General features: G+C 73.7%; 22 protein-coding genes. 12 read left to right on the top strand and 10 right to left on the bottom strand.

Annotation, left to right across the window (positions count from 1 at the left end; genetic code table 11):
- The first annotated feature begins 47 nt into the window (after window positions 1–47).
- Complete coding sequence (locus ACGFX4_RS21890; RefSeq protein ID WP_393076901.1) at window positions 48–1,625, top strand: phosphonate degradation HD-domain oxygenase; 1,578 nt, start codon at window positions 48–50, stop codon at window positions 1,623–1,625.
- Window positions 1,626–1,646: 21 nt separating this feature from the next.
- On the opposite strand, the gene ACGFX4_RS21885 is transcribed toward ACGFX4_RS21890, so the two are convergent.
- Window positions 1,647–2,414 (bottom strand): GntR family transcriptional regulator, encoded by a 768-nt coding sequence (locus ACGFX4_RS21885; RefSeq protein ID WP_345702001.1) that lies wholly within the window; start codon window positions 2,412–2,414, stop codon window positions 1,647–1,649.
- Window positions 2,415–2,686: 272 nt separating this feature from the next.
- On the opposite strand from ACGFX4_RS21885, the gene ACGFX4_RS21880 reads away from it, so the two are divergent.
- The 6 genes from ACGFX4_RS21880 (at window position 2,687) to ACGFX4_RS21855 (ending at window position 7,788) form a co-directional block, all read left to right on the top strand.
- Entirely contained in the window at window positions 2,687–3,853 is a 1,167-nt protein-coding gene (locus tag ACGFX4_RS21880) for an ABC transporter substrate-binding protein (protein WP_393076899.1), read from the top strand.
- Between the two features lie 8 nt (window positions 3,854–3,861).
- On the top strand, window positions 3,862–4,827 hold the full coding sequence (locus ACGFX4_RS21875) for an ABC transporter permease (protein WP_393076896.1): 966 nt from the start codon (window positions 3,862–3,864) through the stop codon (window positions 4,825–4,827).
- The gene (locus ACGFX4_RS21870; RefSeq protein ID WP_393076894.1) at window positions 4,815–5,636 is read left to right on the top strand and encodes an ABC transporter permease; all 822 of its coding nucleotides are present in this window, start codon (window positions 4,815–4,817) and stop codon (window positions 5,634–5,636) included. The genes ACGFX4_RS21875 and ACGFX4_RS21870 overlap by 13 nt, the downstream gene beginning before the upstream one ends.
- Before the next feature lie 26 nt (window positions 5,637–5,662).
- Window positions 5,663–6,730 (top strand): ABC transporter ATP-binding protein, encoded by a 1,068-nt coding sequence (locus ACGFX4_RS21865; RefSeq protein ID WP_393076892.1) that lies wholly within the window; start codon window positions 5,663–5,665, stop codon window positions 6,728–6,730.
- An 81-nt stretch (window positions 6,731–6,811) separates the two neighbouring features.
- Complete coding sequence (locus tag ACGFX4_RS21860) at window positions 6,812–7,468, top strand: HAD family hydrolase (RefSeq protein WP_393076889.1); 657 nt, start codon at window positions 6,812–6,814, stop codon at window positions 7,466–7,468.
- The gene (locus ACGFX4_RS21855; protein ID WP_393076887.1) at window positions 7,468–7,788 is read left to right on the top strand and encodes a DMT family transporter; all 321 of its coding nucleotides are present in this window, start codon (window positions 7,468–7,470) and stop codon (window positions 7,786–7,788) included. The genes ACGFX4_RS21860 and ACGFX4_RS21855 overlap by 1 nt, the downstream gene beginning before the upstream one ends.
- Window positions 7,789–7,809: 21 nt before the next feature.
- Here ACGFX4_RS21855 and ACGFX4_RS21850 read toward each other — a convergent pair whose 3' ends face one another.
- The 3 genes from ACGFX4_RS21850 to ACGFX4_RS21840 all read right to left on the bottom strand — a co-directional run bounded on the left by ACGFX4_RS21850 (window position 7,810) and on the right by ACGFX4_RS21840 (window position 10,440).
- A complete protein-coding gene (locus ACGFX4_RS21850; protein ID WP_393076884.1) occupies window positions 7,810–9,015 on the bottom strand; it encodes a glycoside hydrolase family 3 N-terminal domain-containing protein in 1,206 nt (401 codons plus the stop codon).
- 130 nt (window positions 9,016–9,145) lie between these two features.
- Window positions 9,146–9,826, bottom strand: coding sequence for a phosphonatase-like hydrolase (locus ACGFX4_RS21845; protein WP_393076881.1), 681 nt, complete (start codon window positions 9,824–9,826; stop codon window positions 9,146–9,148).
- A 101-nt stretch (window positions 9,827–9,927) separates the two neighbouring features.
- Complete coding sequence (locus ACGFX4_RS21840) at window positions 9,928–10,440, bottom strand: pyridoxamine 5'-phosphate oxidase family protein (protein ID WP_393076878.1); 513 nt, start codon at window positions 10,438–10,440, stop codon at window positions 9,928–9,930.
- 249 nt (window positions 10,441–10,689) lie between these two features.
- On the opposite strand from ACGFX4_RS21840, the gene ACGFX4_RS21835 reads away from it, so the two are divergent.
- Window positions 10,690–12,024 carry a GAF domain-containing protein gene (locus tag ACGFX4_RS21835; RefSeq protein WP_393076876.1) on the top strand — a complete coding sequence of 445 codons (1,335 nt, stop codon included), beginning with the start codon at window positions 10,690–10,692 and terminating at the stop codon, window positions 12,022–12,024.
- Between the two features lie 9 nt (window positions 12,025–12,033).
- Here the strand turns inward: ACGFX4_RS21835 and ACGFX4_RS21830 are convergent, their stop codons facing one another.
- Window positions 12,034–12,534 carry an SsgA family sporulation/cell division regulator gene (locus tag ACGFX4_RS21830; protein ID WP_393076873.1) on the bottom strand — a complete coding sequence of 167 codons (501 nt, stop codon included), beginning with the start codon at window positions 12,532–12,534 and terminating at the stop codon, window positions 12,034–12,036.
- 222 nt (window positions 12,535–12,756) lie between these two features.
- Here ACGFX4_RS21830 and ACGFX4_RS21825 point away from each other — a divergent pair, with 222 nt between their 5' ends.
- The gene (locus ACGFX4_RS21825; RefSeq protein WP_393076870.1) at window positions 12,757–13,668 is read left to right on the top strand and encodes a hypothetical protein; all 912 of its coding nucleotides are present in this window, start codon (window positions 12,757–12,759) and stop codon (window positions 13,666–13,668) included.
- A 54-nt stretch (window positions 13,669–13,722) separates the two neighbouring features.
- On the opposite strand, the gene pepN is transcribed toward ACGFX4_RS21825, so the two are convergent.
- Window positions 13,723–16,215, bottom strand: coding sequence for an aminopeptidase N (gene pepN, locus ACGFX4_RS21820; RefSeq protein ID WP_393076868.1), 2,493 nt, complete (start codon window positions 16,213–16,215; stop codon window positions 13,723–13,725).
- Between the two features lie 166 nt (window positions 16,216–16,381).
- Between pepN and ACGFX4_RS21815 the strand changes: the two genes are divergently transcribed.
- A complete protein-coding gene (locus ACGFX4_RS21815) occupies window positions 16,382–17,545 on the top strand; it encodes a TerD family protein (RefSeq protein WP_393077128.1) in 1,164 nt (387 codons plus the stop codon).
- 333 nt (window positions 17,546–17,878) lie between these two features.
- Here ACGFX4_RS21815 and ACGFX4_RS21810 read toward each other — a convergent pair whose 3' ends face one another.
- A complete protein-coding gene (locus tag ACGFX4_RS21810; protein WP_393076865.1) occupies window positions 17,879–18,808 on the bottom strand; it encodes a proline dehydrogenase family protein in 930 nt (309 codons plus the stop codon).
- Between the two features lie 82 nt (window positions 18,809–18,890).
- On the bottom strand, window positions 18,891–20,519 hold the full coding sequence (gene pruA / locus ACGFX4_RS21805) for an L-glutamate gamma-semialdehyde dehydrogenase (protein ID WP_393076863.1): 1,629 nt from the start codon (window positions 20,517–20,519) through the stop codon (window positions 18,891–18,893).
- 244 nt (window positions 20,520–20,763) lie between these two features.
- Between pruA and ACGFX4_RS21800 the strand changes: the two genes are divergently transcribed.
- On the top strand, window positions 20,764–22,377 hold the full coding sequence (locus ACGFX4_RS21800; RefSeq protein ID WP_393076860.1) for a PucR family transcriptional regulator: 1,614 nt from the start codon (window positions 20,764–20,766) through the stop codon (window positions 22,375–22,377).
- Between the two features lie 7 nt (window positions 22,378–22,384).
- Here ACGFX4_RS21800 and ACGFX4_RS21795 read toward each other — a convergent pair whose 3' ends face one another.
- On the bottom strand, window positions 22,385–23,833 hold the full coding sequence (locus tag ACGFX4_RS21795; protein WP_393076858.1) for an alkaline phosphatase PhoX: 1,449 nt from the start codon (window positions 23,831–23,833) through the stop codon (window positions 22,385–22,387).
- Window positions 23,834–23,987: 154 nt separating this feature from the next.
- Window positions 23,988–25,148, bottom strand: a complete 1,161-nt coding sequence (locus ACGFX4_RS21790) for a hypothetical protein (protein ID WP_393076855.1) — start codon at window positions 25,146–25,148, stop codon at window positions 23,988–23,990.
- A gap of 207 nt (window positions 25,149–25,355) precedes the next feature.
- On the opposite strand from ACGFX4_RS21790, the gene ACGFX4_RS21785 reads away from it, so the two are divergent.
- On the top strand, window positions 25,356–25,802 hold the full coding sequence (locus tag ACGFX4_RS21785; protein ID WP_393076852.1) for a VOC family protein: 447 nt from the start codon (window positions 25,356–25,358) through the stop codon (window positions 25,800–25,802).
- Window positions 25,803–25,804 lie beyond the last annotated feature (2 nt).

Here is a 25,804-nt window from a genome sequence, read left to right as displayed (position 1 = left end):
GAGCCCTCCGAGAAAGTTGGCTGTACAACTCAGCTAGGGGTGTGCCGATGAGCCCGTCTCCGTACTGGCTGCGCGACAACTGTCCGTGTGCCGAGTGCCGCGACCCGCGCAGTGGGCAGAAGCTGTTCCGGATCGGCGACCTGCCGGACGGGTTGGCCGTCCTGGAGTCGGAGGAGGACGCGGACGGGCTGCGGGTGGTCTGGTCCGACGGGCACCGCTCGGCCTATCCGGCGGACTTCCTCGACGCGGCGGGCGACGACGGCGACGGCCGGACCGAGCAGGGCAAGCGGCTGTGGGTCGCCGCCGACTTCGCCCGCGGGCTGCCGGAGGCCGAGTGGTCCGCCTACCTGGCCTCCACCGAGGAGCGGATCGCGGTACTGGCCGCGATCCGGCGGTCCGGGTTCGCGCTGCTGCGCGGCGTACCCGCGGTCGAGGGCCAAGTGCTCGACGTCGCCCGCAGCTTCGGGTACGTCCGGGAGACCAACTACGGCGAGCTCTTCGACGTCCGGGTCGAACCCGACCCCACCAACCTCGCCTTCACCTCCACCGCGATCGCCCCGCACACCGACAACCCGTACCGCGATCCGGTGCCGACCGTGCAACTGCTGCACTGCCTGCACAGCGAGGCCGTCGGCGGCGACTCCGGGCTGGTGGACGGCTTCCGGGCGGCGGCGCTGCTCCGCGAGGAGTCGCCGGAGGACTTCGCCGTGCTGACCCGCACCCCCGTGCCGTTCGTCTACCGCGACCGGCAGACCGAACTGCGCGCCGAACGGCCGCTGATCGACGTGGACGGGCGCGGCCGGATCCGCGAGGTGCGGTTCAACAACCGCTCGATCGCCACCCTGCGCGGGCTCACCGACCGCGAGCTGGACGCCTTCTACGCCGCGTACCGGCGGTTCGCCGCGATCACCCTGCGACCCGAGCTGCAGCTCACCTTCCGGCTCGCCCCCGGCGACTGCGTGGTCTTCGACAACACCCGGCTGCTGCACGCCCGCACCGCCTTCGAGCAGGAAGGCCGCCGGCACCTCCAGGGCTGCTACGCCGACCTGGACTCGCTCGCCTCGCAGCTCGCCGTGCTGGAGCGTCGGGCCGCCGCGCTGGACACCCTTGAGCAGCTGTTCGAGGGCGAGGGCGCCGGCGAGTACCTCGGCGAGGCCGTCACCATGGCGCAGCACATGCTCCAGGCGGGCGCCCTGGCCCGGGCCGCGGGCGCGCCCGACCACCTGGTCGCCGCCGCGCTGCTGCACGACGTCGGACACTTCCACGGGTCCGGCCTGAAGCTGATGCAGGGCGAGGACAACCGGCACAGCCACACCGGCGCCGACTGGCTCGCCCGATGGTTCGGCCCCGCCGTCACCGAGCCGGTCCGGCTGCACGTCGCCGCCAAGCGCTACCTCTGCGCGACGGAGCCCGGCTACCGCGAACGCCTCTCCGAGGCCTCCGAGTTCACCCTCCAGGTGCAGGGCGGCCCGATGACCGGCGCCGAGGCGGAGCGGTTCGCCGCCCACCCCGGCGCGCAGGACGCGGTCGCCGTCCGCCGCTGGGACGAGCAGGCGAAGGACCCCGCGATGGAGACGCCGCCGTTCGCCCGCTTCCGCCCGATCCTGGCCCGACTGATGGGGTGAACAAGCAGGGGCGGCGCTCTGTCAGTCGTTGTCGCGCGCGTGGCGCGAGAGCGCCGAGGACGCCAGCGAGTTGTGGATGGAGAACGCCACCGTGCCGGGCAGGTAGCGGTCCTGGGACCATTCCACCGGGGTGCCGGTCGGGTCCGTGGTGCGACGCTTCTCGCGGAGCAGCGGGCTGCCCCGCCGGCACCCGAGCAGGCGGGCGTCGTCCGCGTTGGCGGCGACCACGTCGATGGTGTGGTCGGCGTCGGTGAACAGGATGCCGTGCTCGCGCAGCGGCTCGGTGTGCGAAACGACGTCCGGCGGCAGTTCGGCGACGACCTCGCCGACGCGCGGCGGGTAGACGGTCCGCTCGACCATCACGGGCGTGCCGGAGAGGGTGCGCAGGCGCAGCGTCACGTACACCTCGGTGCCGGGCTCCAGCCGGAGCTGCTCGCGCTCGGCGGCGTCGGCGGGGCGCTTGATGAGCGATTCGAGCCGGCCGCCGGGCTCCTCGCCCATGGAGCGGGCCCAGTGGGTGAAGCTGAGCAGTTCGGAGAAGCTCTGGACGCGGGCGGTACCGAGCACGACGCGTCGGGTGCCGCGCCGGGAGGTGACCAGGCCGTCGGCGCGCAGCATCGCGAGGGCCTGCCGGACGGTGCCCCGGGAGACGCCGTACTGCTCGGCCAGGGCGCCCTCGGCGGGCAGCCGTCCGGCGTCGCCGAACGTGCCGGAGGTGATCGCTTCGCGCAGGTCGGCGGCCACCTTGCGGTAGAGCGAGCCGGCGGCGCGGTCCTGGTCGAGTGCCACGTGCGTCAAGTTCCCTCTCCTGGGGCGGAGTCCGTGCGGGGCGATCGCGCGGACACGACCGACTCTAGTCCCTGTGACCGAAGCGGAACGGTACCGGATGCCACCGTTCCCGCAGCCGCCCCCTGTACTGGGCCATCCGTTCACCTTCCCGTCACCGGGCTCGGGCGTACTTACCCCCGGCAGCCAAGTTGGCTGGCCAACTTGGCTCAGCCGAGCAGCTGACCCGCACCTTCGCGAACCCTTCTGCTCCACTTCTTCCAGGAGACCCTCCCGTGACCGTGCACCACCCCCGCGCCGCGGCCATCGCGGCCGTGCTGACCGTCGCCGCGCTGTCCCTCTCCGCCTGTGGTTCCGCCGGCTCGACCAAGTCCGGCGACGCCGCCCAGGGCGGTGCCAAGGACGCGAAGACCGCCACCTCGGCTGCCGACTTCGGTGGTATGGACAAGCTGGTCGAGGCCGCCAAGAAGGAGGGGAAGCTGCACGTCATCACGCTCCCCCGGGACTGGGCCAACTACGGCAAGATCATGGACTCGTTCAAGGCCAAGTACGGCATCGAGATCGAGGACGAGAACCCGGACGGCTCCTCGCAGGACGAGATCAACGCGATCAAGTCCCGCCAGGGCCAGGACCGTGCGCCGGACGTCGTCGACCTGGGCTCCGCCTTCGCCCTGTCGGCCGCCAAGGAGGGCCTGCTGGCCCCCTACAAGGTCGCCACCTTCGCCGGCATCGCCGACACCATGAAGGACCCGAACGGCCTGCGGGTGAACGACTACGGCGGCTACATCTCGATCGGCTGCGACGCCAAGAAGGTCGCCAACTGCCCGAAGACCTTCGCCGACCTGCTGAAGCCGGAGTACAAGGGCCAGGTCGCGCTGAACGGCAACCCGACCAAGTCGGGCTCGGCCTTCGGCGGCGTCTACGCGGCGGCGCTGGCCAACGGCGGCAGCCTGGACAACGTCCAGCCCGGTATCGACTTCTTCGCCAAGCTGAAGCAGTCCGGCAACTTCAACCCGGTCGAGTCGACCCCGGCCACCGTCGAGAAGGGCGAGACCCCGATCTCGATCGACTGGTCGTACCTGAACGCCGGCTACACCGACGAGTTCAAGACCAAGGGCATCGACTGGAAGGTCTCCGTCCCCTCGGACGGCTCCTACGCCCAGTTCTACAACCAGGGCATCAACAAGGACGCCCCGCACCCGGCGGCCGCCCGCCTGTGGCAGGAGTACCTGTTCAGCGCCGAGGGCCAGAACCTGTTCCTGGGCGGCTACGCCACCCCGGCGCTGTTCGACGCCATGAAGAAGGACGGCACCCTGGACGCGGCCGCCGCGGCCAAGCTGCCGGTCGTGGAGAAGCCCTTCACCACCTTCCCCACCTCGGAGCAGATCGACGCGGCGAAGAAGGTCGTCACCGCGAACTGGACCAAGGCGATCGCGGGCTGATCACCGACATGACCACGGCTCCCACCCCGGTGCCGACCCCGGCCGCCACTGACTCCAGTGGCGGCCCGGGGGCCTCCCGCACCGCTTCCTCCCCCACCCCGGCCGGGCGCGTCCCGGCCGCCCGCCGCGGCCTGCGCGGCGGGTCCTGGCTGGCCACCGTGCCGCTGCTGGCGTTCTTCGCGATCGGCTTCGGCCTCCCGGCGGTCGCCATCCTGACCGGCGCGTTCACCGTCTCCAGCGACGCGGAGACCGGCGGCGGCGACTTCACCACCGCGAACCTCACCGAGTCGGTGCAGGGCGCGTACTGGACGGCGCTGCTGTCCAGCCTGAAGCTCTCCGCGCTGACCGCGCTGATCGGCACCGTCGTCGGCGTCCCGATCGCCCAGGCGGTGGTGACCTCCCGGTTCCGGATGCTGCGCGAGGCGGTGCTGACCGCCTCCGGCGTGCTCGCCAACTTCGGCGGCCTGCCGCTCGCCTTCGCGTTCGTCGCCACCCTCGGCAACGCCGGCGAGCTGACCAAGCTGTTCCACCTCACCGACCACGGCTGGTCGCTGTACAGCTTCACCGGCCTGACCATCGCGTACCTGTACTTCCTGGTGCCGCTGATGGTGCTCACCATCACCCCGGCCCTGGACGGCCTGCGGGTGCAGTGGCGCGAGGCGGCGCAGAACAACCGGGCCACCACCCTGCAGTACTGGCGGCACGTCGCGCTGCCGATCCTCTTCCCCTCGCTGCTCGGCGGGTACGTGCTGCTGTTCGGCAGCGCCTTCGCCGCGTACGCCACCGCCGCGGCGATGGTCGGCGCCACCGTGCCGCTGATCAGCCGGCAGATCGCCGACGCGCTCTCCGGCAACGTGCTGGTCGGCCAGGGCAACCTGGCGCTGGCGCTCAGCCTCGACATGATCATCGTGGCGATCCTGGTGATGGCCGTGTACCTGCCCCTCCAGCGCCGGAGTGCCCGATGGCTCAGCTGATCTCACGTCTGCGCGTGTGGCGCGGCGCCGTCCTGCTGCTGGCCGGGATCTACTTCCTGGTCCCGATGGCGGCCTCGGTCTGGTTCTCGGTCAACGACGTCAACGGCATCGACTTCGACGCCTACACCGGCCTGCTGAGTGCTCCCGGCTTCACCGAGAGCCTGGTGCTGACCCTGGAGCTGGCCGCCGTCACCGTGGTGGTGCTGCTCCTGCTGCTGGTCCCCGCGATGATCGCGGTCCGGCTCGGCTCGCCGAGGCTGCGCCCGGTCCTCGAAGTGGTGTGCACCCTGCCGCTGGTCGTCCCGCCGGTCGCGCTGACCGCCGGCCTGATCGGCGTGCTGCGCTGGGGCCCGGACTACCTGATGGACACGCCGTTCTTCCAGACGATGGTCTTCGTCCAGCAGCCGGAGTTCCCGCTGGTGCTGGTGATCGCGTACGTGCTGATGTCGCTGCCGCTCGCCTACCGCGCGCTGGACGCCGGTCTGCGCGCGGTGGACGTCCGCACCCTGGTCGAGGCGGCCCGCAACTGCGGTGCGAGCTGGCCCCGCGCGGTGTTCTCGGTGATCCTGCCGAACCTGCGCGGCGCCCTGCTGAACGCCTCCTTCCTCACCCTGGCCCTGGTGCTCGGCGAGTTCACCGCCGCCTCCATCCTCGGCTACCAGCCCTTCTCGGTCTGGATCTACTCGGTCGGCAACAGCCAGGGCCAGATGTCCGTCGCGGTGTCCGTGCTCAGCCTGCTGATCACCTGGGTGCTGCTGCTCCTGCTGGCCGCCGCCGGGCGCGAGCGCCGCAACACCGCCGCTTCCTGACACCACGACCGGAGACACCGACCCCCATGAGCACCGCCACCCTCGCGAAGACCGCGACCAGCGCCACCGTCGAGTTCCGCGCCCTGCGCCGCACCTTCGGCGCCACCACCGCGCTGGACGGCCTGGACCTGACCGTCAACCCGGGCGAACTGCTCGCCCTGCTCGGCCCGTCCGGCTGCGGCAAGACCACCGCGCTGCGGATCCTGGCCGGCTTCGAGTCGCACGACTCCGGCCAGGTCCTGGTCGACGGCGAGGACGTCACGAAGATCCCCGCGCACAAGCGCGACGCCGGCATGGTCTTCCAGTCCTACAGCCTCTTCCCGCACCTCACCGCGATCGACAACGTCGCGTTCGGCCTGCGGATGCGCGGCACCGGCAAGGCCGAGCGCCGCCGGCGCGCCCAGGAGCTGCTGGAGCTGGTCGGCCTGCCGCAGCGCGCCGAGCACTACCCGCACCAGATGTCCGGCGGCCAGCAGCAGCGCATCGCGCTCGCCCGCGCGCTCGCCCTGCAGCCGCGGGTGCTGCTGCTGGACGAGCCGCTGTCCGCGCTGGACGCCAAGGTCCGGCTCAACCTGCGCGAGGAGATCCGGCGGCTCCAGCAGGAGTTGGGGATCACCACCCTGTTCGTCACGCACGACCAGGAGGAGGCGCTGTCGATGGCCGACCGGGTCGCCGTCCTGCGGGGCGGCCGCCTGGAGCAGTGCGCCTCGCCGAACGAGCTGTACGCCCGGCCCGCCACCGCGTTCGTGGCCGAGTTCGTCGGCACCATGAGCCGGATCCCGTGCGAGCGTGCCGACGGCCACGCGGTCACCGTCCTCGGCCGCCGCCACCCGGTCGACGGCACGCTGCCCGCCGACGGCGGGCTGCACGTCCTGGTCCGCCCCGAGAACGTGCTCCTCACGCCCTCGGCGCACGGCCCCGCGCAGGTGGTCGCCGCGTCCTTCCTCGGTGCGGTCACCCGGCTCACCGTCCGGCTCGCCGACGGCACCGAGATCAAGGCCGACCTGCCCACCGAGACCGCCGGCGCCCTCCCGCTCGGCTCCACCGCCGAGCTCGGCCTGCCCGACCGCCCGGTCCTGGTCGACCGGCGCTAGCCCCCCGGGGGCCCGGAGCTCTGCCACCGGCAGCTCCGGGCCCCTCTCCGTTCACCTTCTCTTCGCTCGTAAGGTACCGCCATGCCTGAAACCATCCCCGCCGCCGTCCTGTTCGACATGGACGGCACCCTCGTCGACACCGAGCACCTCTGGTGGCAGGCGGCCGCCGAGCTCGCCGCCGAGCTCGACCTCACCCTGACCGACGCCGACCTCCCCGAGGTGCTGGGCCGCGCCGTCGAGCACACCGCCGCCCACCTGCACCGCACCAGCAACACCAGCCGCCCCGAGGCCGAACTGGTCGACCGCCTGAACGACTCCTTCACCGCCAAGGTCGCCGCCGACGTCGTCCCGCGCCCCGGCGCCCTCGCCCTGCTCACCGAGCTGCGCGACGCCGCCGTGCCCACCGCGCTGGTCTCCGCGTCCCCGCGCCGGGTGGTCGACCTGGTCCTGGACACCCTCGGCACCCACTGGTTCACCACCACGCTCGCCGCCGAGGACACCCCGGCCACCAAGCCCGACCCGGCCCCGTACCTCGCCGCCGCCGCCCGCCTCGGCCTCGACCCCGCCACCTGCGTCGCCGTCGAGGACACCCCGACCGGTGTCGCCTCCGCGCACGCCGCCGGCTGCGCCGTGCTCGCCGTCCCGTCGACCGTGCCGATCCCCGCGACCGACCGCGTCACCCTGCTCGACAGCCTCGAACACGCCGACCTGCCACTGCTCGCCCGGCTCGTCGCCTGATGCCGTACGTCCTGCTCGCCCTCGCCATCGCCGCCGAGGTCTGCGCCACCAGCATGCTCAAGCTCACCGACGGCTTCTCCCGCCTGTGGCCCAGCCTCGGCGTGGCCCTCGGCTACGTGCTCTCCTTCCTGCTGCTCGGCCGCGCCCTCAAGCACATCCCCGTGTCGGTCGCGTACGCCGTCTGGTCGGGGGTCGGCACCGCCGCCGTCGCCGCGATCGGCGCCACCCTCTTCGGCGAGACGCTCGGCCGCCTCCAGTGGCTCGGCATCGCCGTCGTCATCGTCGGGGTCGTCCTGATCAACCTGCGCTCCAGCCACTGAGCCGCCGGCCGGCCCGGCCGGTCAGCCCAGCCCGGCCCGCAGCGCGTCGACCCGGCCCACCGCCGCCTCGAACTGCGCCCGCTCCAGGGTGCCGTCGCGCAGCCCGGCGGCCAGCGCGGCGGCGGCCTCGTCGCCCTGCTGCACGCTCCTCGCCGAGCAGAGCAGCAGGTCCACGCCCGCCCCCGCCGCGCCGGCCGCCCGGGCGCCGGTGGTGCCGTACGCGTTCAGCGCCTGCGCCTCCAGCGCGTCGCTGACGGTCACCCCGGTGTACCCGACCCGCCCGCGCAGCTCGCCTTGGACGACCGTCGGCGACATCCCGGCCGGCCGGCTGCCGTCCAGCGCGGGGTAGACGGCCCAGGAGAGCATCACCAGCTTCACCCCGGCCGCGATCGCCGCCCGGTACGGCACCTCGTCGACGCCCCGCAGCCGGGCCGTCCCGGCGGTCAGCACCACCGGCCCCTCGTCGGTGTTCGCCCCGGCGGGCGCCGTCCCGAGCCCGGGGAAGTGCTTGGCGGTCGCCGCCACGCCCACGCCCTGCTGCGCCTTGATGAAGGCGGCCCCCAGCCGCCCGACCACCGTGGGGTTGCTGCTGTAGGAGCGTCCGAGCGCGTCGGAGAAGTCGCCGGCCTGCGTGTAGACGTCGAGCACGGGCGCCAGGTTGACGTTCAGCCCGTACGAGGCGAGGTTCCGGCCGGCCGCCTCGCCGGTCGCCGCCGCCTCCGCGGTCGGGCGCGCCGAACCGGCCACCTCCTTCGCCGACTTCTCGGGCGCGCCGGGCAGCCGCCGGACCTTCCCGCCCTCCTGATCGGTCATCAGCAGCAGCGGCCGCTGCACCGGGCTCTCCCGCTGCGCCTGCCGCAGCCGCTCCACCGCGGCCCGGAAGGCGTCCGGGTCGCCGACGTTCTCGGTGAAGAAGATGACCCCGGCGACCCGGCCCTGCCGGATCCGCGCGAGCAGCGCGTCCGGCGGCACCGTCCCGGGGTACGAGTACACCACCCGCCGCCCGGCCAGCTCCTCGGCCGCGACCGTCGGGCTCGGGGTGGGCGAGGGCGTCGGCGCGGGCGTCGGCGAGGGCTCCTGCGTCGGAGTCGGGGACGGGGTCGGCGTCGGGGAGGGCGACGGCGACGCCGGCTCGGGGGTCGACGGCGTGCCCGACCCTCCGGAGCCCGACGAGCAGCCCACCAGCAGCAACGGGACCAGACAGGCCACCACCCACCGCGAGGACACCGATTCCCCTTCCGCCGTGCCGACCCCGACCCCGACCCCCAGCGTAGGTCGCACACCTGCCTCCGGGAACGGCACGACCCGCCCGCGCACCCGAGTGGGCGCGGGCGGGTCGGCCCCGTCGGACGCGGCGTCAGCCGAGCAGCAGCCCGGGCAGCTCGGCGATCGAACCGAGCACGTGGGTGGCGCCGTCGGCCCGCAGCCGCTCCTCGCGGTGGGCGCCGGTGAGCACGCCGGCCACCACCGCGGCGCCCGCCCGGGTGCCGGTGAGCATGTCGTAGCCGGTGTCGCCGACGACGGCCATCTCGTGGACGGAGTCGGTGCCGGTGCGCAGCAGCGCGGTGAGGGCGAGGTCGGGGTAGGGGCGGCCGCGGCCGGCCTCGGCGGGGCAGAGGGTGAGGTCGGCGATGCCGTGCCAGTCGAGGGCGGTGAGGATGCGGTCCTGGGTGGAGCGGGAGAACCCGGTGGTCAGGACGGTCTTGCAGCCGGCGGTGCGCAGCCGCTCGATGGCCTCGGCGGCACCCGGCAGGGCGGCGCACAGGCCGCCGTCGACCAGCTCGTGGTAGGCGGCCTCGAAGGCGAGGTTGGCCTGCTGGGCCTTCTCCTCCTCGCCGAAGAGGTGCCGGAAGACGGAGATCTTGGACTCGCCCATGGTGGCGCGGACGTGCTCGGCCATACGGGCGTGCTCGGGGGTGCCGGGCTCGACGCCGAGGGCGCCGGCGGCCGCGTCGAAGGCGCGCTCGACCAGTCCGTCGTCGGCGACCGTGGTCCCGGCCATGTCCAGGACGACCAGCTTCACATCAACAGGGTTCATGCGGACAGCCTCCGGCCGCCAGGTGTCCGCAGGTCGTCCAACCAGCGGCCGGGAAGTGAATCACCCGCAAAGTTGTACAGCCAACATGGCCACCCTGGCGGTCATCTCAGCACCTGGGCCCGCAGGTAGTTGCGCCGCCCGAACTGCGGCTCGTCCACCGCCGTGAGCTCCTCCACCTGGAAGCGGTACAGCGCGGCCGCGCCGCCGCCGGCCAGGAACTGCTCGCGGACCTCCGGATCCTGCGCGAAGCCCGGGTACCGGCTCTGATAGGCCTCCAGCGCCGCCTCCGCCTGCCGTCCCCACGCCTCGCCCGCACCACCGGTCAGCTGGATGCCGCGCAGCTGCTCGCCGAAGACCGGCGGCGGCAGGAAGACGGTCGCGGCGGCCCGCGCCTCCTCGGCGAGGTTGAGGCTGTGCCGGGTGGAGCGCTCGCTGACGAAGTACAGCACCAGGTCGGTGTCGTACGCGAAGAAGGCCAGGTTGGCGTGCGGGCCGCGCTCGGGTCCTGCGGTGGCGAGGGTCAGCACCATGCTCTCCGACAGGATGCCCTCGACCCCCTTCGCGAGCTCCTCCGCGGGCCAGTCGCCCTGGGTGACGTCGAGGCGGTACGGCATGGGGCTTCCTTCCGCAGTGCACGTGCGTGGCGGCCAGGCTCACATGCTCTCCCCCGCCGCCGACGCGCACAAGAGGCCCCCGGGGCGCACGCCGCACCAGGTCACCGGGCGAGCACGGTTGACCAGCGCAAAACCGTCCAGTGTGCCTCGGATCCGCACCCCGGTTCGACTTCTTTCCGTCCCGCACCGCACCCGCGGCAACTGGCCGTACCCTGTCAGCCAGCGGCGGCGGAACGCTCGGACGGAGGGGTGGAATTGCAGCGGAGCTCACGGCCGGCGCCGAGGCGGCTGCGCCCGCTCTCCGGCAACGCCCTGGCCAGGGTGCACGAACGCGCGATGGGCGGCGACGCCGCCCCGGACGACCTGCGCCCCGAGATCGGCGACTCCTGGGAACGGCTGCGCCGGATCGGCCTCGACCCCGAACTCGGCCGCAACGTCCGCCGGGTGGGGCCCGCCGAGCTGGAGCACATGCGCCGCGAGAACAGCCTGGACGAGGTCCTGCCGATGCTCCGCTCCACCCTGCTGGCCGGCGACGGCACCCCGCTGGTGCTGGCCATCGCCGGTCCGCGCGGCCACGTGCTCTGGCTGGACGGCGACCGGCCGCTGCTGCGCGACGCCGACCAGATCGGGTTCGAGGAGGGCGCCCGCTGGATCGAGGACGAGGTCGGCACCAACGGCATCGGGATGGCGGTGCGCACCGCCCGCCCGGCCCGGGTCCACTCGGCCGAGCACTACCTGCGCAGCCACCACTCCTGGACGTGCATCGCCGCCCCGATCCGCGACCCGCGCACCGGCCGGCTGGCCGGCGTGGTCAACCTCAGCGGCCCCGCCCACAACGGCGCCCCGTACCTGCGCCAGCTGACCCTGGCCGCCGGCCGGCTGGCCGAGGCCGAACTGCGCGCCCGGCACCTGGAGTCGCTGCACCGGCTGCGGACCGTCGCCGGTCCGCTGCTGGCCCGCTTCGACGGGCCCGCGCTGGTGGTCGACGGCGCGGGCTGGACCGCCGCCGCGGTCGGCCTGCCCACCGTCCCCCGGCTCGCCCTGCCGACCGGGCCGCCGGCGATCGGCCCCGGCGGCACCCGGTGGCTGCCCGAGATCGGCGAGTGCGTGATCGAACCGCTCGCCGACGGCTGGCTGATCCGGCCCACCGGCGGCCCCGCCGCCGAGGTCGCCGAGCAGACCGAGGGCGCCCGGATCCGGCTCGACCTCAGCCGCCCGGACCGGCCGGAGCTGCACGTCACCGGCGCCGCCGGCGACTGGTCGTACCTGCCGAGCCCGCGCCACGCGGAGCTCCTGCTGCTGCTCGCCGTGCACCGCGACGGCCTCTCCGCCGCCCGGCTCGCCGAGGCGCTGTTCGCCGACCCGGCGCGCACCGTCACCGTGCGCGCCGAACTCTCCCGGCTGCGCCGACGGCTGGGCGGGCTGCTCGACCACCGGCCCTACCGGTTCGCGGCCGCCGCCGAGGTCACCGTGGCCGGGCCCGCCGAACCCTTCGACCTGCTGCCCGGCTCCACCGCGCCCGCGATCCGCGACCTGCGCACCGCCCTGGCCGCCGGCACCCACCGCCTGCCCGACGGCCGGTAGCCGAGCGGCTCAGGCGCCGTCCAGCAGCGCCGCGAGCTCGGCGTCGGTCGGCAGCAGGGCCGACTCCTCGTCCTCCGAGACGCACGCGTAGGTCTGCTTCAGCCACGCCCGCACCTGCGGCTTCGACACCTCCAGCAGCGCGCTGCCGTGCGGCGACTCCAGCGCGATGTGCAGCGTGGAGCCGTGGCAGGGGCAGTACGCGGGCCACAGCTTGATGTCGCCCTGGCCGCTCAGCGAGTCCAGCCCGTCCCGCAGCAGTTCACGTGAGAAGACCCAGTCCGCCTCGTCGGGACGGCCCAGGTGGAAGGTCAGTCGCACCTCGTACGGACGGCAGGCGTCGTACCGGAAGCGGGTGCGCACCTCTCCCACCAGGTCCTGCTCCAGTGCGATCCGCAGCGTCAGGACCTCCTCGACCACCGCCGGGGGTGCGGTGCGCCGGCTCTGTTCGCCGCCCGTGGGGGTGGCGGCGAGAGGCTGGTCTGGCGAGGCGGACAGCGGGTCGCACGGCATGACGATCTCTCCGAGGCGGCTGGGTACCGGATCAGCGTGCGCCACCGTTCGGAAAGCGGCAAGGGTTGCAGGGGGTTGCAACCCTCCGGACGGCCGGACATCTCCTCAACTTCCGTACCGCTGACCGCACTCGAATTCACACACCCGTTTCGTCCCGGGTCTGGCGGTCCGTCCGCACGCCGCTGGTAGTCTCCTTCGAACACTGTCAGGAAGGGGAGCCGGGTGGCGCTCCGCGAGCACTCCGCGGCGGTCCACGGCGCCGCACGGAACGGACGGCACGGCCGGCCCAAGCCGTTCGGCGGCCGGTTGCGGCTGCCGACCCTGCGCTTCTCCGGCGCGGCCATGGCGATGTCCACCGTGGTCGGGATCAGCCTGGTCACCACCTGGCTGCTCAACGAGCAGCAGCAGGTCGGCCGGCGTCCGGGCGTCTCGGTCGGTGCCAGCCCGCCGGTGCCCAGCGCGGACGCCGACACCACCGCCACCCCGTCCGCCCCCGCCGAGCCGGACCGCTCCGCCGTCTCCGGCAGCGGCACCGCCACGCCCTCGCTCCGGCCGACCGCCACGCCCACGCCGTCCCACCCGGCCGTCCACCCGGTGCGGGCCTCCGGCACGCCGCTCGCGGCCGGCGGCGGCGTCCCGCCGACCCTGGCCGCGCCGTCCACCAGCCCGAGCGGCTCCCCGACCGGCGCTCCGCCGTCGGCGTCCGTGCCGCCGTCTCCGCCGGCCGTCCCGCAGCCGATCGCCTCCGGGTCCGCCGCCCCGGCCATGTCCGGCCGCGCCGGCCTGGAGTTCCTGGGCCGCTCCGGCACCCGGCACACCCTGCGGCTGACCGTCAACGAGCCGCTGGCCGCCCTGCAGGTCGAGTTCCGGCTCCGCCGCCCGGACGCCCTGCCCGGCACCACCCCGGCCACCGACCTGCCCGGCGCGGTGGTCACCGTCGCCCTCGACCGCGACACCCTGGTCTACCGCTTCACCGTCCCCCCGGACACCGCGCTGCCGGCCGGCACCCACACCTTCTCGATCACCGGCGCCGTCCCGGCCCCGGACCCGACCGCCCCGGCCGAGACCTGGACGGCCTCCGCCTTCGCCCTCACCACCCCGCACGCGGTCACCGCGCGGGGGGCGTTCCTCTAGGGCGTCCCTCCCTGACCGGCCGGGGCGACCCCCCGGCCGGCCCGCAGGCCCCGGTCAGGCCTCCCTGACCCGCTGCGCGCGCCGCAGGTCGTCCAGTTCGTCGCCGATCACCCGGCGCAGCGCCGGCGTCAGCCCGTCGGCCCGCAGGCACTCCTCGGCCAGCCGCACCGTCTCCGCGGTCGCGTACCCGCGCGGGAACAGGAAGTGCCCGAGCATCCGCACCACCGCGTCGCCGCGCCGGGCCGCGCCGAGCAGCTCGGCGAAGTACCGCCGGACGTACTCCTGCTGCTGCTCCTCCGCGCCCGAGCGCCAGAAGCCCTCGGCGGTCGCCCGGATCAGGTGGTTGGACAGCTCCCCGTCGGTGAACATCGCCTGCCAGGCCCGCGCCTTCGCGTCCGGCTCCGGCCGGGCGGCCCGGGCCCTCGCCGCGCCGACCTCCGCCTCCGTGCCGGGGTCGCGGGCCAGCTCGGCGCCGAACTCCGGCTCGCCGGCCCGGCCCCGCGCGGCCAGCCGGGCCAGCGCCACCCAGCGCAGCTCGGGGCTCAGCGAGACCCCTCCCGGCAGTCCGTCTCCGGCCAACCAGGCCTGCAGTTCGGCGAGTTCGGCCTCGCCGACCGAGCTCTCCAGGGCCCCGCGCAGCGCGGCCTGGCGCAGGTTCGGCGTGACGTCCGCGCCGAACAGCAGCGACCGGGCCGCCCCGGCCACCACCGCGAGCCCGGCGGCCCGCCGCTCCGGCGCCAGGTAGCGGCCCGCCACGTCGTTCACCGCGAAGGCGAGCACCGCCTCCACGGTCGACACGACGGTCTCCCCGCCCAGGTGCCGCTCCACCAGGCGCAGGTACTCGGCGGGGGCGAGCTCGCCGTCCCGGACCAGGTCCCGGGCGTGGTCCCAGAGCAGGGCCCGGGTCAGCCCGTCCTCCACCTGGGCCAGCGACTCGGTGACGACCTGCCACGAGGCCTCGTCCAGCCGGATCTTCGCCCAGGTCAGGTCGCCGTGGTTGGGGACGACCAGCTCCGGCTGGTCCTCGACCAGCGCGGGGACGAGCACCCGTCCGCCGGCGGGCACCTCCACGGCCGGCGCGCCGGGCCAGGCCCGCAGGTACGGCTCGACCATGGCGTACCCGCCGACCCCGACCAGGTGCGGCCGGCTGCCCTCGTTCACCACCGCGACCGACCGGACCTTCGCGCCGTCCCGCTCGACCTCGACCCGCAGGGTGTCGACGCCGCTGGTGCGCAGCCACTGCTCCGCCCACCCGTGGACGTCCTTCCCGCTGGCCTCGCCGAGCGCCGCGAGGAAGTCGGCCAGCTCGGCGTTCCCGTACCGGTGCCGGGCGAAGTACGCGTTGATGCCGGCGAAGAACGCCTCGTCGCCCAGCCAGGCCACCAGCTGCCGCAGCACCGAGGCGCCCTTGGCGTACGAGATCCCGTCGAAGTTGACGACCGCCTCGGCGACGCTGCGGGTGCCGTTGCCGGCCACCGGGTGGGTGGAGCCGCGCTGGTCGGCGTCGTACCCCCAGGCCTTGCGGCGGGCCGCGAAGCCGACCCACGCGAGGGTGAACCGGGTCGACTCGGCGGCCACCCGGTAGCCGAGCATCTCGGCGAACGACTCGTTCAGCCACAGGTCGTCCCACCACTTCATGGTGACCAGGTCGCCGAACCACATGTGCGCCATCTCGTGGCAGATCACCATCGCGCGGGACTCGCGGTCGGCGTCCGTCGGCGTCGACCGGAAGAGCATCTCGTCGCGGAAGACCACGCAGCCGGGGTTCTCCATCGCGCCCCAGTTGAACTCGGGCATGAAGGCCTGGTGGTACTCGCCGAACGGGTAGCGCTCCTCGAACAGCTCGTGCAGCCGGTCGAAGGACGCCCGGGTCACCTCGAAGAGCTCGTCGGCCTCCCGCTCCAGCTCGGCCGCGAGCGAGCGGCGCGCGTGCAGGCCCAGCGGGATGCCGTCGTGCTCGCCGGCCACCGAGTGCAGCGGGCCCGCGACGACGGTGAAGAGGTACGTGGAGATCGGCTTCGTCTCGGCGAACTCCCGCCGGCCCTCCTCCCCGGGCCCGGCCGGGGCGCCGTTGGCGAACGCCTTCCAGCCCTGCGGGAGCGTCACGCCCAGTCGGATCGGCGCCTTCAGGTCCGGCTGGTCGAAGCAGGCGAACACCTTGGGCGCCAGGTCCGGCGCGCAGCTCGCGTACAGGTAGACCTCGCCGTCCGCCGGGTCGGTGTAGCGGTGCAGGCCCTCGGCGGTGCGCGAGTAGCGCATGTCCGCCTCGACCAGCAGCTCGTTCTCCGCCGCCAGGCCGGGCAGGGCGAGCCGGTTGCCGTCCAGGTCGGCGGGGTCCAGCGGCCGGCCGTTGAGCACGGCCCGGCGCAGCTCGACCGGTTCCAGGTCGACGAAGCTGTCGCTGCCCGGCTCGGCGCAGCCGAACCTGATCACGGTGGTGGAGCCGAACACGTCGGGGCCCCGGGTGACGTCCAGGTCGATCGTGTAGGAGCGGACGTCGAGCAGGCTGGCACGAAGGATCGCTTCGGTACGTTGCAGAGCTGGCATGCCTGCATGCTCACCCGGGCCCCGGGCAGTGGCAAGGTCTTTCCGCTCGCGGCGTACCGTCAGGTCACATGCCGTCAGGGCGTGCGGCGGGCTAGTGTGCAACCAGGGGCGCGCCGGGCGCGTCCGACAGCGTGTACCGGTCGAGGAGGAGCACGTGACGACGGTCCTGACCCAGGGCGGCAACGCGCCGCTTTCGGCGTCCCGGGTGACGGTCGAGGTGACCGCGCCCAAGCAGCTGGACGTCTCCGGGCTGCTGCTGACGGAGGCGGGCAAGGTCCGCTCGGACGCCGACTTCGTCTTCTTCAACGAGCCCACCGGCCCCGGCGTCACGCACCGTCCCGGTGGCGGCGCGACGCCCGACGCGATCACCGTGGACACCACCGCGGTGCCCGCCGAGATCAGCAAGATCGTGGTGACGGCGAGCCTGGACGACGCCGGCGCGACCTTCGCCGGCACCGAGCCCACCGCCACCGTCCGCGACGCGGACAGCGGCCAGGTGCTGATCACCTTCACCCCGCCGCGACTCAGCCGGGAGACCGCCCTGGTGGTGGTCGAGGTGTACCGGCGCGGCAGCGAGTGGAAGGTCCGCGCGGTGGGCCAGGGCTACGCCGACGGCCTGGCCGGCATCGCCACCGACTTCGGCGTCAACGTCGACGACTCCCCGGCGCCCGCCGCCCCGGCCGCCCCCGTCGCGGCCCCGGTCACCGGCGCCCCGACCCCGCCGCCGATGCCGTCCGCGGCACCGTCCAGCGGCAAGATCACCCTCGACAAGGGCCGGGTCAACCTGGTCAAGGGCGGCTCGGTCTCACTGGAGAAGGCCGGCAAGCCGTTCCTCGCCGCGGTCCGGATGGGCCTCGGCTGGGAGCCGGCCGCGCGCGGCCGCAACGTCGACCTGGACGCCTCGGTGATCGCCTTCGACGCCCAGCGCAAGAAGGTCGACACCGCCTGGTTCATGAAGCTGTCCATCTTCAACGGCGCGATCGCCCACTCCGGCGACAACCTGACCGGCGCCGGCGCGGGCGACGACGAGTCGATCACCGTCCACCTGGACGGCATCCCGCCCGAGGTCTGCGGCCTGGTCTTCGTCGTCAACTCCTTCTCCGGGCAGAAGTTCACCGACGTCACCAACGCCTACTGCCGGCTGCTCGACGCCTCCACCAACGACGAGCTGGTCCGCTTCGACCTCACCCACGCCGAGCCGCGCACCGGGGTCGCGATGTGCAAGCTGGTCCGCCAGTTCTCCGGCGAGTGGGTGATGACCGCCCTCGGCGAGTACGTCGACGCCAAGACCGCCCGTGCCATGGTCAAGCCCGCCGCCGCCATGCTCTGACGACGATCGGAAATCTTCCTGAACGAGGACAAGGTCCGCGAGGCGTAATCCACATCGGCGGCCGCGGCACGGGCGGCCTCGGCTGGGCCCTCGTCCGCTGGAACGACGGCGCGCGACCGGCCGCGAACCTGACCGACGGACCACGGCAACCCGAGTTCGTCACCATGGCCCGCGACGGTCACGCCTCCTGCGGTGTGACGACGGAGGAGTACGACATCCGGCTGGTCCGCTCCGGCCCGAAATCCTGAGCCGACGTGCGAAGGCCGCCGGCCGTCCTGTGGGACGGGCCGGCGGCCTCGGTGCACCCCTGCCAGGGTGGGCTCCAGGGCGGACTCAGCCGCGGGTGGCCATCGCGCGCAGGAAGAAGGTCAGGTTGGCCGGGCGCTCGGCCAGGCGGCGCATGAAGTAGCCGTACCACTCCTGCCCGTACGGCAGGTAGACCCGCATGGTGTTGCCGGCCTCCGCCAGGCGCAGCTGCTCCTCGGGCCGGATGCCGTAGAGCATCTGGTACTCGAAGGAGCCGGCGTCGCGCTTGTTCCAGTCGGCCAGCTGGCCGGCGATCTTGATCATGTTGGGGTCGTGCGAGGCGACCATCGGGTAGCCCTGGCCGGCCATCAGGACCTTGAGGGCCCGCACGTACGCCAGGTCGACGTCCTTCTTGCCCTGGAAGGCAACCGACTCGGGCTCCTTGTAGGCGCCCTTGCAGATCCGTACCCGGGAGCCCTCGGACGCGAAGTCCTTGCAGTCGGCCTCGGTGCGGCGCAGGTAGGCCTGGAGCACGACGCCGAGCCACGGGTAGTCGGCGCGCAGCTCGCGGGCGATCGACAGGGTGGAGTCGGTGGTGGTGTGGTCCTCCATGTCGAGGGTGACCGTGGTGCCGGCGTCCGCGGCGGCGGCGCAGATCCGGCGGGCGTTCTCCAGGGCGATCTTCTCGCCGTCCACCGGCAGGAACTGGCCGACGGCCGAGAGCTTGACCGAGACCTCGGCGCCGGCGGCGAGGCCGGTGTCCTTGAGGGCGGCGAGCAGGTGCTCGTAGGCCAGGGCGGTGTCGGCGGCCTGGTCGGCGTCCTTGGTGTCCTCGCCGAGGTGGTCCAGGGTGACCTTGCGGCCGGTGGCGACGAGCTCGTCGGTGGCGGCGACGGCCTGTTCGAGGCGCTCGCCGGCGACGAACCGGTCGACTATGGCGTGGGTCGGCGGGAACTTCTCGATCACGGTGCGCGCCTTGGGGGAGCGCGACGCGGCGAGGAGGGCGGAACGGAGCATCTTGACTCCTGGAGATGGTTCAGCAGGGGGAGAAGACGGGCGGCGGCGCGGGGGTGGTGCGCCGCCGCCCGGTGAGGAGGCGTCAGCCCATGTGCGGGTAGCGGTAGTCCGTCGGCGGGACGAACGTCTCCTTGATGGAGCGGGTGGAGGTCCAGCGCATCAGGTTCTGCTTGGCGCCGGCCTTGTCGTTGGTGCCGGAGGCGCGGCCGCCGCCGAAGGGCTGCTGGCCGACGACGGCGCCGGTGGGCTTGTCGTTGATGTAGAAGTTGCCGGCGGCGTTGCGCAGCACGTGCATGGCGTGCTGCACGGCCTCGCGGTCCTGGGCGATGATCGAGCCGGTCAGACCGTACGAGGAGGCCGACTCCATCTGCGCCAGCATCTCGTCGTAGTTCTCGTCCTGGTAGACGTGCACGGCGAGGATCGGGCCGAAGTACTCGTCGCGGAAGTACTCGCTCGCCGGGTCCTCGCAGACCAGCACGGTCGGGCGGACGAAGTAGCCGACCGAGTCGTCGTAGCTGCCGCCGGCCAGGATCTCGACCTTCGGGTCGGCCTTGGCTCGGTCGATCGCGGCCTTGTTCTTGGCGAAGGACCGCTCGTCGATGACGGCGCCCATGAAGTTGGCCAGGTCGCTGACGTCGCCCATGGTGAGCCACTCGACCTCGTCGCGGAAGTCGTCCTTCAGCTCGGCCCAGAGCGAGGCCGGGACGTAGGCGCGGGAGAGCGCCGAGCACTTCTGGCCCTGGAACTCGAAGGCGCCGCGGGTCATCGCGGTCTTCAGCACGGCCTTGTCGGCGGTCGGGTGGGCGACCAGGAAGTCCTTGCCGCCGGTCTCGCCGACGATCCGCGGGTAGGTGCGGTAGCCGGCGATGTTCTCGCCCACGGTGCGCCACAGGTGCTGGAAGGTGGCGGTGGAGCCGGTGAAGTGGATGCCGGCCAGCGCGGGGTGCTTGAGGGCGACCTCGGAGACGGCCAGGCCGTCGCCGGTCACCATGTTGATGACGCCCTTGGGCAGGCCGGCGGCCTCCAGCAGCTGCATCAGCAGGTGCGCGGAGTACTGCTGGGTGGGGGACGGCTTCCAGATCACCACGTTGCCCATCAGGGCGGGCGCGGTGGGCAGGTTGCCCGCGATGGCGGTGAAGTTGAACGGGGTGATCGCGTAGACGAAGCCCTCGAGCGGGCGGTGGTCGCTGCGGTTCCACACGCCGTCAGAGGAGATCGGCTGCTCGGCGATGATCTGCCGGGCGAAGTGCACGTTGAAGCGCAGGAAGTCGACCAGCTCGCAGGGGGTGTCGATCTCGGCCTGCTGGGCGGTCTTGGACTGGCCGAGCATGGTGGCGGCGGCCAGGGTCTCGCGCCAGGGGCCGGCCAGCAGGTCGGCGGCGCGCAGGAAGATCGCGGCGCGGGAGTCGAAGGAGAGCGCCTGCCAGGCCGGGGCGGCGGCCAGGGCAGCGTCGATGGCGTCGCGCGCGTCGTCCTGGGTGGCGTTGCGCAGCGTGCCGAGTCGAGCCGCGTGGTTGTGCGGCTGGACGACGTGGATCTCGGAGCCGGCGCCCATCCGGCGCTCTCCGTTGATCGTCATGGTCAGCTGGATCGGCTCCTGGCCGCCCAGCTCCTTCAGCTTCGCCTCCAGCCGGGCCCGTTCCGGGCTGCCGGGGGCGTAGCTGTGGACCGGCTCGTTCACCGGCGCGGGGACCTGGGTCACAGCATCCATGGCGCACGCTCTCCTTCTCGTCATGGGGGTCGGCGAGGGTCGCACGCCGGCCATGAAGAAACGCTATTCCCCGGGACCCGGCCGCCTTGTTGGCCGCGCCGCCAAAGTCCCCCGAATACCGTTGTCGGCCCGGACGAAGGGATCACGGGGCGGTCACGGCGGCCGGTGCTGTCCGCCCGGCTAAACTCGGCCCCACGGACTTGTCCGCCCGGATGAAGCCGCCCGGACGAAGGTGACCCGACCGATGCGCGCCGCCCCGACCGCCACCGGCATCCCGCTGCGCCAGCTGCTGATGTCGCTCGGCGAACCGCTGGTGGAGCTGCAGGCGGCCCCCGCCGGGCTGGACGTGCCGGTCCGGGACGTGGCGATCCTCGACCCGGAGGACCCGCCGGCCGCCGCCCCCGGCGAGCTGGTCCTCGCGATCGGCGCCCGCGGCCGCGCCGCGCTCCCCGCCCTGCGGGCCGCCGGGAAGGCCCGCGCCGCCGCCGTCGCCGTGAAGCTCGACTCCCCCGGCCAGGCCGACGCGCTGCGCGAGGCCGCCACCGAGGCGGGCGTGGCCCTGCTCTCGGTCCGCCGCGAGACCCGCTGGGAGCACCTCGACCTGCTGGCCCGCACCATCATCGCCGGGCCGGACACCCCGGACGCCCCGGACTTCAACGCGGGCGACCTGTTCTCGCTGACCCAGACCGTCGCCGTGCTCACCGGCGGCATCGTCTCCATCGAGGACGCCTCCAGCCGGGTCCTCGCCTACTCCCGCTCCTCCGGCTCCGACGAGGTGGACGAGCTGCGCCGGCAGTCCATCCTCGGCTGGCAGGGCCCGGAGCCGTACCTGGCCAAGCTCCGCGAGTGGGGCGTCTTCCAGCACCTGCGCAGCTCGGACGGCGTGATCGAGATCGACGCCCACCCCGAGCTGGGGATCCGCCGCCGGCTGGCGATCGGCATCCGGGCCGGCGCCCAGCCGCTCGGTGCGATCTGGGTGCAGGAGGGCTCGCAGCCGTTCGCGCCGCTCGCCGAGCAGGCCCTGGTCGGCGCCGCCCGGGTGGCCGCGGCGCAGCTGATCCGGCGCCGCCGCGAGCTGTCCGCGGACGTCCGGCTGACCCGGACGCTGCTCACCGGCCTGCTGGAGGGCTCCACCGGCCCGCAGTCGCTGGCCACCCACCTCGGCCTGGACCTGCGCCGCCCCGCCACCGTCCTGGCGTACACCACCGGCGCCGGCGAGGCCGGTTCCGACCTCGAACTGACCCGCGCCGAGGTGACCGGCCTGATCTCGGTGCACACCGCCGCCCGGCACCGCGGCGCGCTGCTCGCCCCGATCGAGAACCGGGTGTACGTGCTGCTCCCCGAGCTGCCGCCCGGCCTGCCGATCGCCACCCTGCGCAGCTGGGCGCAGGAGGTGGTGGAGGCGGCCCGCGAGCACCTGGGCGTGCCGCTGCGGGCGGCGATCGGCTCGACCGTCGAGGGCCTGGCCGAGGTCCGGTCCTCCCGGGCGCAGGCCGACCGGATCCTCGACGCGATGGGCCGCGGCGGGGTCGTGCCGGATGTCGCCGCGCTGATCGACGTGCAGGCCGAGGTCCTGGTCAGCGAGGTGCTGGCGCTGCTCCAGGAGCGCTCGGAGCTGCGCGACCCGCGGCTGTCGGCGCTCGCCGAGTACGACCGGCGGCACGGCACCCGGCTCGCCGAGTCGGTGCTGGCCTGGCTGGACGCGCTCGGCGAGGTCCGGGTGGCCGCGGACGCCCTCCACATCCACCCGAACACCCTGCGCTACCGGGTCCGCCGCGCCGAGCAGCTCACCGGCATCGACCTGGCGCAGCCGCAGCAGCGGCTCCTGGCCATGCTGCAGCTGCGCCTGGCCGAGTAACGGGCCGTCAGCGGCCGCAGCGGTGCCAGGGGCCGGTGATCGCCAGCATGATGCCCGGGTCCTGGATGTTGGCGAACAGCGTGTGCCCGTCGTGCGAGAAGGTCACGCCGGTGAACTCGCTGAACTCCGGCGCGTCCGCGGTGCCCAGGTTGAGCTCGTTGCGGGCCAGCGCGTAGGTGCGGCCGTCCTCGGTGGTGCCGAACAGGTGCTGCTGGCCCTCGCCGTCCTCGGCGATGATCAGGCCGCCGTGCGGGGAGACGGTGATGTTGTCCGGGCCGTCGAAGTTGCCCCGGTCGGCCCACACGTCGGGGTTGACGCCGAGGATCACCTTGAGCGTCAGGGTGCGCCGCGCCGGGCTGTAGAACCACACCTGCCCGTCGTGCTGCAGCGGCGACTCCTCGCGGGCGTAGGAGGAGACGAAGTACACGCCCTCGTCGCCCCACCACATGCCCTCCAGCTTGCGGGCCCGGGTGATCTCGCCGTCCTTGAACTGCTTGCGGACCGGGGTGGTCTGGGCGTCGCGCTCGGGCACCTTGACCCAGTCCACGCCGTAGACGGTGCCCGGCTGGGTGGCCCGGGAGAGGTCGTCGACGAGCTTGCCCTGCTTGTCGAAGACCTTGAAGGCCTCCAGCACGCCGGCGTCGTCGGCGAGGGTGCGCAGCTTGCCCTTGCCGTGCTTGAAGCCGGCCGGCGGGGTCCAGCGGAACAGCAGGCCGTTGGGCTTGGACGCGTCCTCGGTGAGGTAGACGTGACCGCGGCGCTCGTCGACCACGACGGCCTCGTGGGCGTACCGGCCGAAGGCCTTGATCGGCTTCGGGTCGCGGTTGGCCTCCTGGTCGTAGGGGTCGACCTCGAAGATGTAGCCGTGGTCCTTGGTCATGCCGTTCTGGCCGGCCTTGTCCTCGGTCTCCTCGCCGGACAGCCAGGTACCCCACGGGGTGGCGCCGCCGGCGCAGTTGGTGGAGGTGCCGGCGATGCCGACCCACTCGGTGACCTGCTTGCCGCCCTTGCGGACCTCGACGACGGTGCAGCCGCCGGCCGCGGCCGGGTCGTAGACGTGGCCCTCCAGCAGCGGCACCGGGTACTTCCAGTTGGCCCGCGGGCCCTTGAGCTCGTGGTTGTTGACCAGCACGGTGCCGCCGTGGCGGCCCTTGAACGCGGCGGTGCCGTCGTGGTTGCTGGGGGTGGACTCGCCGGTGTCCAGGGTGGTGCGGCCGGAGTAGGTGACGATCTCGTACCGGAAGCCCTTGGGCAGCGCCAGGATGCCGTCCGGGTCGGGGACCAGCGGGCCGTAGCCGAGCGCGGTGGACGCGCCCTGGGCCGCCGCGGCCTCGCCGCCCGCCGGGGCGGCGATCGCGCCCGGCGCGGTGGCCAGCACCTCGGCGCTGCCGGCGATCAGCACGCCGGCGCCGAGCAGGGTCGAGCGGTTGACGAAGTCCCGGCGGGACAGCTCCATGGCGGGTCGCTCCTGGGAAGAGGGGATGCAGGTGGCGGCCAGACTCCGCGTGCCGGGTGAACCGTGCGTGAAGCCGACACGTCGTCAGCGTGCCGATTGCCCGACCGTATTGCCCCGACCATTCCCCTCCATGACGAGCCCTTTACCCGCCCGCTCAGTGCTGGGTACGCTCGATCCGCCACTGCTCCCAGGCCGTCAGCCAGGCGTCCTCGCCGCCGCCGGGCAGCTGGTCGCCGCCGGACCACATCCGCTCCCAGGCGCGCTGCGCCGGCAGGCTCGGCACCTCGCTGGCGAACACGGTGTAGCGCACGACCTCCTCCACGGCCGCCAGCCCCTCGGGCGTGCCGATCAGCCACTCGGTGTGCTGGGCCAGCCGGGTCAGGTGGTTGACCATGGCGGCGACCGCCTCGGTCGCCTCGTCGCGGTCCTCCGAGGCCAGCCGCATCTGCTGGCGCACCGCCGCCTCCCAGCGCAGCGCCTTCGCCTCCCCGCGCAGCCGCCGCGGCAGCCGCTGCGCCCGGCCGACCCGCAGCTGGGCCTCCATCGCCACCGCCTCGGCCACGCTGTGCTCGACCACCTCGCGGTGCGCCTCCAGGCCGGTGGCCGGCGGCAGCACCCGCTCCTCGATCGGGACGTTCCGGGAGCGCTGGCGCAGCGAGAGCTGGCGCAGCAGCGCGGTGCGGCCGGTGATGTAGCGCTCGAAGTCGTCGACCCGGCGCAGCTCGACCCCGCCGGGGTCGACGCCCCGGCCGGTCACCGTCACCGTGATGCCGTCCACCCGCAGCCGCCCGGCCCACACCGCGCCGGCCGGGCCGTCCGCCCGCCGGTCCTCGTGGATCTGCACCGCCCGCGGCTCGCCGTCCACCGTGATCCACTCGCGCAGCGCGCGCACCCGGCCGGGGCCGTCGCCCTCGTCGATGTCGAGCTGCTCGTAGACCCGGTCGCGCTCGTCCTCGACCACTTCCTCCAGCTCCGGCAGCGGGCCGCCGCGCTCGGCGCCGGGCCGGTAGGTGCGCACCGTCACGTACGGGCCGTCGACCGAGCTCCAGTCGCCCGAGCGGACCTCCACCCAGCCGAGCTCGCCGTTGAACACCTCGTACTCGGCGAGCGCGTCGACCGGCTCCACACCGGTCGGTGCACTCCAGCCGTCGTGCGCCCCCACCGCGTGGCCCGCGCCCCCCGGGGCGCCCGGCACGCCGGCGTCGACCGCGAACACCGGGAAGCCCGCGTCCGCCAGCACCTCGCGGTGGTGCGCCTCGTGGTCGGCGTAGTAGTCCTCGGGGTCCTGGGGCCTGCTCGTGCGCTGCCTCGTCATTCCTCGCCGCACCCCCGGGTACTCGCCTCGCTGTGGTCCTCCCGGCCCGGCTGGCCGGCCCCTCCGCCACCACCACCCGCACCGCGTCCGCCCCACGATACGGCCCCGGCACCTGCTGGGCCATCAGCTTCCCCCGTACGGTTGCCGGATGCCGCCCGCCGCCGCGCCACCGCGCGCCTGTCACCGCCCTTGCCTACGCTGGCCGGCATGACCGAGACCGCGGGCTTCCCCGCACGCATCAGCATCGTCACCCTCGGGGTGACCGACCTCGCGCGCAGCTCCGCCTTCTACGAGGCGCTCGGCTGGCAGCGCTCCTCCGCCTCCAGCCCGGAGATCGTCTGGTTCCGCACCGCGGACTCCGTGCTCGGCCTCTTCCCCACCGAGGAGCTGGCGGCCGACGCCGGGGTCCCGGCCGACGAGGGCGAGCCGACCTTCCGGGGCGTCACCCTCGCCGTCAACCTGGAGTCCACGGAGGCCGTCGACACCGCCCTCGCCGTCGCCGTCGACGCCGGCGCCACCGTGGTCAAGCCGCCCAAGCCCACCAGCTGGGGCGGCTACTCCGGCTACTTCGAGGACCCGGACGGCCACCTATGGGAGCTGGCCCACAACCCGTTCTTCCCTTTCACCGCCTCGGGCCAGCTCGACCTGCCCTGACG

Source organism: Kitasatospora sp. NPDC048365 (assembly GCF_043200835.1).
In the GTDB taxonomy this organism is placed as follows: domain Bacteria; phylum Actinomycetota; class Actinomycetes; order Streptomycetales; family Streptomycetaceae; genus Kitasatospora; species Kitasatospora terrestris.
Note: the sequence above shows the minus strand (reverse complement) of the source record. Positions and strands in the feature narration are given on the sequence as shown.